Source organism: Coprobacillus sp. AF33-1AC, from assembly GCF_003475785.1.
Lineage (GTDB): Bacteria > Bacillota_I > Bacilli_A > Erysipelotrichales > Coprobacillaceae > Faecalibacillus.
In genome coordinates, this window is the sequence record NZ_QRQB01000016.1 from 20,931 (window position 1) to 33,633 (window position 12,703).

12 protein-coding genes are annotated in these 12,703 nt (G+C 29.2%); 6 read left to right on the forward strand and 6 right to left on the reverse strand.

The window, feature by feature from the left end; genetic code table 11:
* Positions 1–5 precede the first annotated feature (5 nt).
* From gyrA to dnaA, 6 genes are all read right to left on the reverse strand, one after another.
* Positions 6–2,459: a DNA gyrase subunit A gene (gene gyrA / locus DWZ53_RS06980; RefSeq protein ID WP_118432975.1), complete on the reverse strand. Its 2,454-nt coding sequence runs from the start codon at positions 2,457–2,459 to the stop codon at positions 6–8.
* Between the two features lie 14 nt (positions 2,460–2,473).
* Positions 2,474–4,402 carry a DNA topoisomerase (ATP-hydrolyzing) subunit B gene (gene gyrB, locus DWZ53_RS06985; RefSeq protein ID WP_118432976.1) on the reverse strand — a complete coding sequence of 643 codons (1,929 nt, stop codon included), beginning with the start codon at positions 4,400–4,402 and terminating at the stop codon, positions 2,474–2,476.
* The gene (recF, locus tag DWZ53_RS06990; RefSeq protein WP_118432977.1) at positions 4,402–5,484 is read right to left on the reverse strand and encodes a DNA replication/repair protein RecF; all 1,083 of its coding nucleotides are present in this window, start codon (positions 5,482–5,484) and stop codon (positions 4,402–4,404) included. The genes gyrB and recF overlap by 1 nt, the downstream gene beginning before the upstream one ends.
* Positions 5,474–5,686, reverse strand: a complete 213-nt coding sequence (locus DWZ53_RS06995) for an RNA-binding S4 domain-containing protein (protein WP_118432978.1) — start codon at positions 5,684–5,686, stop codon at positions 5,474–5,476. The genes recF and DWZ53_RS06995 overlap by 11 nt, the downstream gene beginning before the upstream one ends.
* 180 nt (positions 5,687–5,866) lie before the next feature.
* A complete protein-coding gene (gene dnaN, locus DWZ53_RS07000) occupies positions 5,867–6,976 on the reverse strand; it encodes a DNA polymerase III subunit beta (RefSeq protein WP_118432979.1) in 1,110 nt (369 codons plus the stop codon).
* Between the two features lie 134 nt (positions 6,977–7,110).
* Positions 7,111–8,451, reverse strand: coding sequence for a chromosomal replication initiator protein DnaA (gene dnaA, locus DWZ53_RS07005; RefSeq protein WP_118432980.1), 1,341 nt, complete (start codon positions 8,449–8,451; stop codon positions 7,111–7,113).
* A 479-nt stretch (positions 8,452–8,930) separates the two neighbouring features.
* On the opposite strand from dnaA, the gene rpmH reads away from it, so the two are divergent.
* The 6 genes from rpmH to DWZ53_RS07035 all read left to right on the forward strand — a co-directional run bounded on the left by rpmH (position 8,931) and on the right by DWZ53_RS07035 (position 12,701).
* Positions 8,931–9,065, forward strand: coding sequence for a 50S ribosomal protein L34 (gene rpmH, locus DWZ53_RS07010; RefSeq protein ID WP_118432981.1), 135 nt, complete (start codon positions 8,931–8,933; stop codon positions 9,063–9,065).
* Positions 9,066–9,106: 41 nt separating this feature from the next.
* On the forward strand, positions 9,107–9,469 hold the full coding sequence (rnpA, locus tag DWZ53_RS07015) for a ribonuclease P protein component (RefSeq protein WP_118432982.1): 363 nt from the start codon (positions 9,107–9,109) through the stop codon (positions 9,467–9,469).
* The gene (locus DWZ53_RS07020) at positions 9,447–10,361 is read left to right on the forward strand and encodes a YidC/Oxa1 family membrane protein insertase (RefSeq protein ID WP_118432983.1); all 915 of its coding nucleotides are present in this window, start codon (positions 9,447–9,449) and stop codon (positions 10,359–10,361) included. Before rnpA ends, DWZ53_RS07020 begins: the two co-directional genes overlap by 23 nt.
* 11 nt (positions 10,362–10,372) lie before the next feature.
* Entirely contained in the window at positions 10,373–10,972 is a 600-nt protein-coding gene (locus DWZ53_RS07025; protein ID WP_118432984.1) for a R3H domain-containing nucleic acid-binding protein, read from the forward strand.
* 125 nt (positions 10,973–11,097) lie between these two features.
* Positions 11,098–12,285, forward strand: coding sequence for a PLP-dependent aminotransferase family protein (locus DWZ53_RS07030; RefSeq protein WP_118432985.1), 1,188 nt, complete (start codon positions 11,098–11,100; stop codon positions 12,283–12,285).
* A complete protein-coding gene (locus DWZ53_RS07035) occupies positions 12,282–12,701 on the forward strand; it encodes a GNAT family N-acetyltransferase (RefSeq protein ID WP_118432986.1) in 420 nt (139 codons plus the stop codon). The genes DWZ53_RS07030 and DWZ53_RS07035 overlap by 4 nt, the downstream gene beginning before the upstream one ends.
* Positions 12,702–12,703 lie beyond the last annotated feature (2 nt).

The following is a 12,703-nucleotide window of genomic DNA, read 5'->3' on the forward strand; positions in this document are numbered from 1 at the left end:
GAAGCTTAAGCTTCTTCTTCACCTTCTTTCGTTTTTTCTACAACTTCTACCGAAGAGACTTGACTATCATGAACTTTAATTAAACGTACCCCTTGAGTAGCACGTCCTGCTGTTTTAACTTGTTCCATTGGTAAACGAATGACAATACCATCATTAGTAATAATTAATAAATCTTCATCACCATTAACAGCTCTAATAGCGACAATATCACCATTACGTTCAGTAACATTAATTGTTTTAACACCTTTACCACCACGGTTAGATAAACGATATTCATCTATTGGTGACATCTTACCATATCCTTTTTCTGTAACAACCATGATAAGTTTTCCTTCTTTATCAGTTGTCATACCAATAACTTTAGAACCATCAACATTGATTCCTCTAACTCCACTGGCACTTCTACCCATTGGTCTTACATTTTCTTCATTAAAACGAACAAGTTTTCCATTACTTGCTGCAATAAGAACTTCATCATGACCTTGAGTTAATTTAACATTAACTAATTGATCCTCTTCTTTTAACTTGATCGCAATCTTACCAGTTTGTCTAATATTTTCAAACTCATCAATAGCGACACGTTTTACTAAACCTTTTTCTGTAACAAAGAATAAATATTGTTCTGGTTGTTCTTGAATATCCTTTTTATCAATGTTAATCATTGATTTAACACTTTCATCTTTATCTAAATACAATAAATTAACAACCGGTAATCCTTTAGCTGTTCTACCAAATTCAGGAATATTATATCCTTTTAAACGATATACCTTACCTTTATTAGTAAAGAATAATAAATCATCATGCGTAGACATATGAATTAAACTACTTACAATGTCATCATTGTTCGTTGCCATACCTTTGATACCACGACCACCTCTATTTTGAGATTTATAAGTATCTACTGGCATTCTCTTTACATAACCATTATTTGTAAGTGAAATAATAATATCTTCAACCGGAATTAAATCTTCATCTTCAATATCAAAAGTACCTTGAATAATTTCAGTACGACGAGCATCACCATATTTATTTTTCACTTCAATTAATTCTGTTTTAATAATATCTAAAATACGAGATTGATTAGCTAAAATATCTTTTAAATCAGCAATCACTTTTAAAATTTCAGTTAATTCATCTTCAATCTTTTGTCTTTCCAAACCTGCCAAACGTTGTAATTGCATTTCACGAATAGCACGTGCTTGACGATCAGATAAATTAAATTCTTCCATCAATCTATTTTGTACTTCTTCTGTTGTACGACTAGAACGAATTAAATTAATAATAGCGTCAATATGGTCTAAAGCAATTTTTAAACCTTCTAAAATATGCGCTCTCGCTTCCGCTTTATTTAATTCAAATTGTGTACGACGACGAATTACTTCTTCTTGATGTTCTAAATATAAAGTAATTAATTCTTTAATATTTAATGTTTTAGGCTCATTGTTAACTAAAGCAATACTGTTAACTCCAAATGTTGTTTGTAAAGAAGTAAGTTTATATAACTGATTTAATACAACTTCTGCTTGAACATCTCGCTTTAACTCAATAACTAAACGAATTCCTTCTCTATTTGATTCATCACGAACATCTGTAATTCCTTCAACAACTTTATCACGAGCTAATTGTGAAATCTTTTCATGTAATCTTGCTTTATTAACCTGATAAGGAATTTCATTAACTACAATACGAGGTTTTCCTTTATGTTCTTCAATTTCAGTTTTAGCACGCATCACAATTAATCCATTACCAGTTTCATAGGCTTTTTTAATGGCACTTTTACCTAAAATATATCCTCCAGTAGGGAAATCAGGTCCATGTAAATAATTTTCCATTAAATCCAAAATACTAATATCAGGATTTTCACTCACTGCAATAATAGCGTCCACAACTTCATTTAAATTGTGTGGTGGAATATTCGTCGCCATCCCTACTGCAATTCCTGTTGATCCATTAATCAATAAGTTAGGAATACGACAAGGTAATACTGATGGTTCTTTTTCTTCACCATCATAGTTTGGAATAAAATCAATTGTATCTTTATTAATATCTCTTACTAATTCCATTGAGATTTTTGACATTCTGGCTTCAGTATAACGCATGGCTGCAGCACCATCGCCGTCAATGGAACCAAAGTTACCATGTCCATCAACAAGCATATAACGATAACTAAAATCTTGAGCCATTCTTACTAATGCTTCATAAATTGAAGAGTCACCATGAGGGTGATATTTCCCCATTACTTCCCCAACAATACGAGCTGATTTTTTATAGGCTTTATCGCTATAACATCCCAGTTCATTCATTCCATGAATAATTCTTCTTTGAACAGGTTTCATACCATCTCTAACATCTGGCAAAGCACGCGCAACAATAACAGACATTGCATATTGCATGAAGGAATATTTCATTTCAGATGTTAATTTAACTTTTCTAATACCACGTTGGTTATTATTTTCCATACTCTACTCCTTTATTAAATATCTAAGTCTGTAACGTACTTAGCGTTTTCTTGAATAAATTCACGTCGAGGTTCAACTTTTTCACCCATTAAAACATCAAATATCATATCTGCTTCAACAGCTTCATCTAAATCAATTTGATTTAAAATACGATGTTCTGGATCCATTGTTGTTTCCCATAACTGATCAGCATTCATTTCTCCTAAACCTTTATAACGTTGAATTGAATACTTCGCATTTTCACCTAATTTTGTTTTTAAATCTTCTAATTCTTCATCACTATATAAATAGTGATCATCTTTACCATGCTTTAATAAATAAAGTGGTGGTTGCGCTGCATAAACAAATCCTTGTTCAATAAGTGGTCTTAAATAACGATATAAGAACGTTAACATTAAAATACGAATATGCCCACCATCGACATCGGCATCGGTCATAATAACAATCTTATGATATCTTAATTTATTGATATCAAAATCTTCACCAATACCCGTACCAAAAGCCGTAATCATACTTCTAATCGTATCACTTGATAAAACACGATCTAATCTTGCTTTTTCAACATTTAAGATTTTTCCACGTAATGGTAAGATAGCTTGAATACGACGATCACGTCCCATTTTAGCACTACCACCAGCGGAATCCCCTTCGACTATAAAGATTTCGCATTCACTCGCATCTCTACTTGAACAATCTGCAAGTTTTCCGGGTAAAGCTGTTACTTCCATTCCCGTTTTTCTTCTTGTCATTTCACGTGCTTTTTTAGCTGCTAAACGGGCACGTGAAGCCACAATCGCTTTATCCATAATAATTTTAGCTGTATCGGGATTTTCTAATAAGAATTTTTCTAATGATTTAGAAATAATATTTGAAGCAATCTTTCTTACTTCTGCATTTCCTAATTTAGTTTTTGTTTGTCCTTCATATTGAGGATCAGGATGTTTAACCGAAATAATGGCTGTTAATCCTTCTCTTACATCATCTCCACTTAACGCATCATCTTTTTCTTTTAAGAAATTATGATTTCTAGCGTAGTTATTAATAACTCTTGTTAGGGCTAAACGGAAACCTTCTTCATGCGTTCCCCCTTCGTGAGTATTAATATTATTACAGAATGAGTAGATATTTGATTGATAACCATCATTATATTGCATTCCTACTTCAATCTTAATATCATTTTGAATATCTTCTACATAAATAACATCATTATGAATAGGGGTTTTATTTTTATTAATAAATTCAACATATTCTTTAATTCCACCCTCATAATGATAAACATGCTTACGATCTTGATGATCTCTTTGATCAATTAAACTAATACGTAACCCTTTATTTAAGAAAGCTAATTCTCTTATTCTTTGTCTTAAAACTTCATAATCATAAACTGTTGTTTCTTGAAAAATACTAGCATCTGCTTTAAAAGTAACCGATGTTCCCTGTTTATCAGTTGATCCTACTTCTTTTAATGGAAAAACTGGTGTTCCCCCATTTTCAAATCTTTGATAATATTCTTTTCCTTCACGATAAACATGTACTTCTAGCCAAGATGATAAGGCATTAACAACACTGGCACCTACCCCATGTAAACCACCAGATACCTTATATCCGCCACCACCGAATTTACCTCCGGCATGTAACACTGTAAAAATAGTTTCTACTGTAGATTTACCAGTCTTTGGATGTTTTCCAGTTGGCATCCCACGACCATCATCTATGACTTCTACAACATCATCATCTTTAAGTACAACTTGAATATGGCTTGCATATCCCGCTAAAGCTTCATCAATTGAGTTATCAACAATTTCCCATACTAAATGATGTAACCCTCTTGAAGATGTTGTCCCAATATACATCCCTGGTCTTTTTCTTACAGCTTCTAAACCTTCTAAGACTTGAATGTCAGACTCATCATAACTATGTTCTACTTTGTTTTCTTCTGCCATTATTTTTCCTCCTTAATATAAATCTTTTTAGCTAATTGAATCACTTCATGATGAATATCATCAATGGAAGTGGTCGTAATAAAAGTTTGTATTTTATCATTTAATATATTTAATAAATTCGTTTTACGAATAGGATCTAATTCACTTAAAACATCATCTAATAAAAGAACGGGAAATTCTCCAATCTCTGCTTTAATTAGATAAATTAAAGCAATCTTCAAACTTAAAACAATAGAACGCTGTTGTCCTTGAGAAGCAAATTGCCCTGCAATTTTATGATCAATATATATTTTTAGATCATCTTTATGAATTCCATAATGTGTCTGTTGATACTTTAAATCACGATGAAATGCTTTTTTATAAAGATTTAAAATATGATCTTCATTTAATTCTTTAATAAAACAACCATACTCAATATCAACAGTTTCATCTTTAGAAGATATTTGTGGATAAATTGCTTGATAATATTGAGATAAAGAATGAATAAATTCTATTCTCTTCCTCATAATTTCAATTTGAATTTTAGCTAACTGTTCATCCAAAACTAATAAATAATCATCATACGAACCATTATTTTTAGCGAGTAACTTTAAATACTGGTTTCTTTCTTTTAATAATTTATTATATTTAGTCAGATGAAAAACATAAATGGGTGATATTTTAGAAAGTTCTAAATCTAGAAATTTTCTTCTTATACTAGGTGATCCTTTAACTAAAGAAAGATCTTCTGGTACAAAGACCACAACATTTAAATATCCTACATAATCACTTATCTTTAAAATATCTTTTTGATCAACTTTTGCTTTTTTAAATTCTTTGGATAAAACAACTTCTAAAAGATGTTGTTTATTATTTGCAAAAATATTTCCTTTTACTCTTGCAAAATCATGATCAAATTGAATCATTTGATCATTAATATGTGTTCGAAACGATTTACAAACCGATAATAAATATATAGCTTCGATTAAATTCGTTTTCCCCTGAGCATTATCACCAATAAGAATATTAATTCCCTGATGAAACTCAATAAAAAAATGATGATAATTTCTAAACTGAACAAGTTCTAAAGAATTAATCCTCATTAATTACATAAGTATCTTTATCATATTGAATCTTGTCACCACGATAAAGTTTTCTTCCCCTTCTTGTTTCTACTTCACCGTTTACTTTAACTAAACCATCATTAATAATCATCTTTGCATCTAGACCACTACCAACAATCCCAACAAATTTAACAAATTGGCCTAGAGTAATATATTCATCTCTAATTTGTATTTCTTTCATGATTGACCTCTTCTTTTATTTATAATTATACTCCTTAATTATAGCACAATTTTTAAAAAACTCAAAAAATAAAGCGTTATAACGTAAAAAATAAAAAATGATATGTTTATATCATTTTTATTAAAAATTGCTTAAATCTAAAAAAAACAATGAAATATAAAAAGAAAGCAAAATGCTTTCTTAATAAGTTCTAACAGGTAAGACTAATTGAATAAGATCATCTTTTTCAATATCTTTAATAATAAATGGTTTCATTTCACCTGTTAATAAAATACGAATTTTAGTACCTTTAAATGATTTAATAGCGTCACTAGCATATTTACAACTAAATGAAATACTTAAAGGTTCTCCTTTATAGAAAGAAGTAGATAAATTTTCTTCCACCGAACCAATTTCTTGTTGGTAAGAAGATAACATGACTTTATCACTAGATAAATCTAATTTAATAATGTTATTTTGTTCATTTGATAATAAAGATACACGATCAATCGCATTTAAAATATCTACAGTATCAATATCTAATTCATAATCAAAATGATCTGGAATTAAACGTGCAGTATCTGGATAAGATCCATCAATTAAACGGGTTTGAATAATATTTTGATCAAAAACAAATAATACTTTACGATCAGAAACATATAATTCAATGTCTTCATCTTTTTCAATAATTTTACTAATTTCATCTAAACTTAGTTTAGGGATTGTAATATTGAAAGTGACATCTTCATCTAAAGAAATGATCTTTTTAGCTAAACGATAACTGTCAGTAGCAACACATTCTAACGTATTGTTTTTAGCTTTAAAGTTAATTCCTGTTAAAATAGGTTTATTTTCTTTATCACTTGCAGCAAATTTAGTTTCACTGATAATGTTCTTTAAATGAAGAGCATTCATAATAAAATGAGTCCCTGTTTTACTTAAATCAATACGAGGATAATCAATAGCGTCAGTACCATTTAAACTATACTCAATTTGATTACCTTTAATTCTTGTAAGTAAGCCATCAATAATTTCAATTTCAATATCATCACTATTAATCTTTCTTACAATATCTAAAATATAGCGACTACTTAAAACAACAGATCCTTCTTCAATAATTTCTAAATCATCATCTTCATTAATGACTGTTTGAATTGTTAAATCACTATCACTACCTGTAAGCACTAAACGATTTTCTAATAAATCAAATTTAATTCCTGTAAGAACCGGTAACGGACTTCTAACAGAAACAGCTTTGGTTGCTTTTGATAAAGCATTTAATAATTTAATTCTTTTAATTTTAAAATGCATCATTTTTCTCCTTTATATTTATAATTTATAAAAAAGTTATTACTATTATTAGTGTGTGCATAACGTGAACAATCGTAAAAAACATAGATTTAATCAATGTTTTCTATGTGGACATTATGTGGATAAACTTGTGGTTAACTTTGTTGGTTTGTGCCTAACTTTTGTTTTAGTTTATCAATAGCTAATTTATAATCTTTATCTTTTTTTATTTTTGTTTCAACTCTTTTACAAGCTTTCATAATAGTTGAATGATCACGGTTAGAAAAAATCATTCCTATTTCATTAAATGTAATGTCTAATAGTTCTCTCATTAAATACATACATATTTCTCTAGGTGTTGTTAACTTTTGGGTCCTATTTTTAGATGTTAACTGAGAAATTGTTAAATAATAGAATTCAGCAGTTGTTTTTAAGATATATTCCGAAGTTAATTCTTCTTTAGGTTTTTGCGTCATTTTTTGATCTTTAAAGATTTCTGATGCAAAATCCATATCTACATAATCAGTATTGTTCATAATAGAACAGAAAATTAATCTCTTTAATTGTCCTTCTAGACTACGAATATCATTACAGTAATTCATAACCATAAAATCAATAACATCCTCATTAATTTTAAGAGAAGAATTATCTAAGTTTTCTATTTTCTTTTCTAAAATAGCTTTAGCTGTTTCAAATTCAGGTGGATCTATTCCAAAAGATAACCCTGATTTAAAACGGCTGATTAAACGATCTTCAATACCTTGTAAATCTTCAGGCATTTTATCACTGGTAATAACGATTTGACGGTTATTATTAATAATTTCATTGAAGATATGGAAGAACATTTCACTACTTTTCTCTTTACCAAATAAGAATTGAATATCATCAATTAATAGAATATCAATAGATTTATATCTTTCATATAACTGATCAGATTTATTTGTTTTCATTGCTGAAATAATTTCATCTACGAAATCCTTTGAAGTAACATAATAAACTCTTAAATCAGGATTCTTCTTTTTAGCGTAATTTCCAATCGCATTTAATAAATGTGTTTTACCTAGACCAGGATTACTATATATAAATAAAGGATTAAAGTTATTACCTGGATTACTAGAAACAAGTAAGGCCGCATTTTGCGCCATACGGTTACAACTTCCAACAACAAAATTATCAAATGTTAAGTCAGGACGAAGATTATCTTTAAAGTGAACTTTTGTTCTTTGGACTTTCTTTTGATAATCACCTTTAGCCATAACTTCGATATGAACAGGTTTAGAAAATGAATTTGATAAAATAGATTCAATTTCTACCTTCTTTTCTAATATAGGTTGTTTATTCCAATCAAATTCTGTTGTAATAATGACTTTATCTTCATCAACTTCTTCTAAAGTAGCTGGTCTAAAATATGTATCTAACCAAATGTTATCGTCAACTATATGATTTTTTTCTAGCGAATCAATGGCTGATTGCCAAATAGTTGATAAATCGTGCATATTTTCACCCCTTAACGAACTCATTATATAAAGAAAAATATGAAAATAAAAGGTAAAAAAACAAAGCCACACTTCATTCACAATTCTATTCACAAAAATATTGAATATCTATGCTTATTTCACCAGTTATTCACTTTATTCACAACTTTTGGTGTGCACATGGAATAGGTGTGAATGTGAAAATAGAGCGCAAGATATGAAGTCATTTGTAGTGTCCACAACATGTTCACAACAAAAAAGAAACATATATAGACATAATTTTAAGTTTTGCACCTATGTGACTATATTAATTCATATAGGGAATAACTTGTGAGATTATAAGTGCATAAATTAAACGCAAAATAGAACTAAAAATGAAAAAAAGTAGAGAAAATAGGGAAATATTTGATTTTGACATTGACTTAAACCGCTAAACCATATAAAATAGTAGGGCATATGTTATTTGTATAAAAGTAAATAAAATTTTGGAGGTGTAATTAATGAAAAGAACATATCAACCAAATAAAAGAAAAAGATCAAAAACTCATGGTTTTAGAGCTAGAATGGCAACTGTAGGAGGAAGAAAAGTCATCGCACGTCGCCGTAAAAGAGGAAGAAAAGTATTATCTGCTTAATCAAAAATCCACTTTACGGTGGGTTTTTTTTCTAAAACTATATGAAAAAAGAACTTAGAGTAAGAAAAAATGAAGATTTTAGTAAGATTATTGCTAAGAAAAATAGTCTTTCTAATCGATGTTTTATTATTTATAAAAGTCAAAACACTATTGATCATGGACGTGTAGGTCTTTCAGTAAGTAAGAAATTAGGAAATGCAGTAGTTCGTAATAAAATAAAGAGACAAGTAAGAATGATGGTTCAAGAAGTTTTCGATTTTAATCAAAGTTATGATTATATAATTATTGTAAGAAAAAATTTCTTAAAGTATGACTATCATAAGAATTTATCAGAACTTACTTATCTTTATTCAAAAATAGAAAAAAGGACGGTAGGCAAGAATGGTATTAGACAACAAAACTAAAAAATATCTTAAGATTATTTGTTTAGTTTTATTTGTGGCAGTTCTTACAGGGTGTACACAAAACTTAGACAGTAGCGGTCAATTAATTAAGGGTAGAGGAATCACACTTAATACTCCTTGGACATTTAGTAAAGGATGGTTTGATTTCTTATTAGTTATTCCGATTGCTAAAGGGATTTTATATTTAGGAGATAGTTTACTTGGAAATGTAGCGATTGGGGTTGTGATTGTCACAATCATTATCAATATTATTACATTACCAATTATGATTAAATCAACTGTATCTACTCAAAAGATGCAATTAATTCAACCAGAAATTGAAAAGATTCAACGTAAATATCAAGGACGTAAAGATCAAACTTCACAAATGCGTATGAGCAGTGAAATTCAAAATCTTTATAAAAAACATGATATTAGTATGATGTCATCATTTGCGACATTCTTAACATTACCTATTATGTTAGCAATGTGGCAAGCAGTTCAACGTATTCAAATTTTATATCAAACAACATTCTTTGGATTCAATTTAGGTGATAAACCTATGGATCATATCTTCAAGTTTGATATTGCTTATATTTTATTATTAGTTGTTGTTGCAGCAACACAATTCTTCGCTATGAAGATTAATGAAATTATGGCTAAACGTAACCCACGTTATCGTCCAAGTCAACAAATGAAATCAATGAACATGATGAATAACTTTATGACAGTATTTATTATTTATTTTGCTGCCATTATGCCATCAGCCATGTCATTATATTGGATTACAACAAATATTATTAACGTTGTAAGAACTTGGTATATTTATGTACATCATGTTGAAAGAGCACAAAAAGAAGTAGATCAAGCTGATACAAATTATCTAACAAAAAGACAAAATAAAAATAAATAGAAGGTGACATAATGAAAACTTATTCTGGAAAAACAGTACAAGATGCAATTAATCATGCTTGTCAGGATTTAGGAGTTACCACAGATCAATTAAATTATGAAGTAACATTAGAAACAAAAGGTTTATTTACAAAAAAAGCAGAAATTGCTTGTTGGACAATACCAATGGTTCAACAATATATTGAAGACTATATCAGAAAGATTTTAACTGATATGGAATTTGAAGTAGAAACTGTTTCTTATGTTCAAGATGGTCGTATTTATTGTAATATTAATACTGATCATAATTCTATTCTTATTGGAAAAGCAGGAGTTATTTTAAGAGCAATTAATTTGATTGTTAAAAATGCAGTACAAACTACTTTTAAGAAAAGAATTGAATTAAGTGTTGATATTAATGGTTATAAAGAAGAACGTTATAAAAAAGTAGCAGCTATGGCAAGACGCTTTGGAAAAACAGTCTTAAGAACAAAAACAGATTTAAAATTAGACCCAATGCCTGCAGATGAAAGAAAAGTGATGCATCAAGAAATCGCTAAGATGGAACACTTAAAGACTGAATCAAAAGGTGAAGGTAAAAACCGATACATGACAATTTCATATGTAGAATAGAAAACCGCTTATGCGGTTTTTTTAATACCTTTATGTAATAAATATGTCTCATAGTAATAAATAATTATTGATTATTTTATTTGCTTTGTTATAATACTAACAACATAATAAAAGGGGGATTATTTATGAAATATCAGTTTTCAAAAAGATTTGATCAATTTACACCAAGTATGATTAGAGATGTTTTAACTAAAGCAGCAGGAGATGATATGATTAACTTTTCACCAGGTTTTCCTGATAAAAAAACATTTGATGTCGAGACAATCAAAAAATTATCAAATGAAATATTAGATGAAGATGCTTATGAAATCTTACAATATGCGATGAAACCAGCCTATCCAGGCTTAGTTAAATCAGTAAAACAATTCTTTAATTCATTAGAACCTCTTGTTAAAGAGGAAGATGATATTATGATTACTTCTGGTTCAGGGGAAGGACTAGAAATGGCTGCTAAAGTATTTTGTGATGAAGGAGATACCATTGTTGTAGAAGATCCTAGTTTTGTAGGAGCGTTAAATGGATTTAAAAGTAATAATGCAAAATTAATAGGGGTGCCATTAGAAAAAGATGGTTTAAATCTAGAACTACTAGAGAAAGCATTCCAAACTAAGCCTACACCTAAATTGTTGTATATTATTCCAACTTTTCAAAATCCAACATGTATTACAACTTCTTTAGAAAAAAGAAAAGCAATTTATGATTTATGTGTCAAGTATGGGGTATTAATACTTGAAGATAATCCTTATGGAACATTAAGATTCAAAGGAGAAATGGTACCATCTATTAAATCATTTGATACTGAAAATATTGTTGTATATCTTGCTAGTTTATCAAAAATCATTTCACCAGGTATCCGTATTGGAACGGTAGTGGCTAATAAAGAAATCGTAGATAAATTTGCAACAATGAAAGGAGCCAGTGCAGGAGCTGCGACTAACTGGTCTCAATATATCATTACAAAATTCTTAAATACAGTAGATATGGAAGAACATATTAAAAAAGTAAGTCATATTTATAAAGAAAAAAGTACATTAATGATAGAAACAATGAAAGAAACGTTCCATCCAAGTATTGATTTCCATGCACCGGATGGAGGAATGTTTGTATGGTTTACTTTACCTGAAGCTATTAATGCTGATCAATTTTTAGATGAAGCTTTGAAAAAGCATATTGCGATTGTACCCGGAAGTTGTTTTAGTACCGATTATTCTAATAGGGGCTTTAGATTATCATTTACCAGTGAACCACCAGAACAAATAGTAAAAGGGATTACAATGCTAGGTGAAATCACCCATCAATTATATCAATCATGATAACTATCAATAGTATAAAAGAATCTGATTATCAAGAAATAATACAGTTATGGAATAATCAGCCAGGTATTGGTATTCACCATATTGATGATTCATATGATGGATTTTTAGTATTCTTACATCGTAATCCACAAACATGTTTTGTAGTTAAAAGTCAAAATAAAATTATTGGTACATTGCTTGCGGGTTATGATGGCAGAAGAGTCACTCTTTATCATGTGATGATTGATGAGGCATATCAAGGACAAGGAATAGCTAGAAGATTAGTATTACACACAATAAAACAATTAAGAAAACTAAAAATTACAAAAGTAAACTTAGTTGTTTATAAGGATAACCAATTGGGTAATGCCTTTTGGGAAAAAATGAACTTTAAAATAAGAGATGATTTATATTATCGAGACTTAATATTATAAAA

What these genes read in the sequence shown, in the direction of transcription:
- gyrA (WP_118432975.1), bottom strand. Translation starts at nt 2,459, where the DNA reads ATGGAAAATAATAACCAACGTGGTATTAGAAAAGTTAAATTAACATCT.
- gyrB (WP_118432976.1), bottom strand. Translation starts at nt 4,402, where the DNA reads ATGGCAGAAGAAAACAAAGTAGAACATAGTTATGATGAGTCTGACATT.
- recF (WP_118432977.1), bottom strand. Translation starts at nt 5,484, where the DNA reads ATGAGGATTAATTCTTTAGAACTTGTTCAGTTTAGAAATTATCATCAT.
- DWZ53_RS06995 (WP_118432978.1), bottom strand. Translation starts at nt 5,686, where the DNA reads ATGAAAGAAATACAAATTAGAGATGAATATATTACTCTAGGCCAATTT.
- dnaN (WP_118432979.1), bottom strand. Translation starts at nt 6,976, where the DNA reads ATGCATTTTAAAATTAAAAGAATTAAATTATTAAATGCTTTATCAAAA.
- dnaA (WP_118432980.1), bottom strand. Translation starts at nt 8,451, where the DNA reads ATGCACGATTTATCAACTATTTGGCAATCAGCCATTGATTCGCTAGAA.
- rpmH (WP_118432981.1), top strand. Translation starts at nt 8,931, where the DNA reads ATGAAAAGAACATATCAACCAAATAAAAGAAAAAGATCAAAAACTCAT.
- rnpA (WP_118432982.1), top strand. Translation starts at nt 9,107, where the DNA reads ATGAAAAAAGAACTTAGAGTAAGAAAAAATGAAGATTTTAGTAAGATT.
- DWZ53_RS07020 (WP_118432983.1), top strand. Translation starts at nt 9,447, where the DNA reads ATGGTATTAGACAACAAAACTAAAAAATATCTTAAGATTATTTGTTTA.
- DWZ53_RS07025 (WP_118432984.1), top strand. Translation starts at nt 10,373, where the DNA reads ATGAAAACTTATTCTGGAAAAACAGTACAAGATGCAATTAATCATGCT.
- DWZ53_RS07030 (WP_118432985.1), top strand. Translation starts at nt 11,098, where the DNA reads ATGAAATATCAGTTTTCAAAAAGATTTGATCAATTTACACCAAGTATG.
- DWZ53_RS07035 (WP_118432986.1), top strand. Translation starts at nt 12,282, where the DNA reads ATGATAACTATCAATAGTATAAAAGAATCTGATTATCAAGAAATAATA.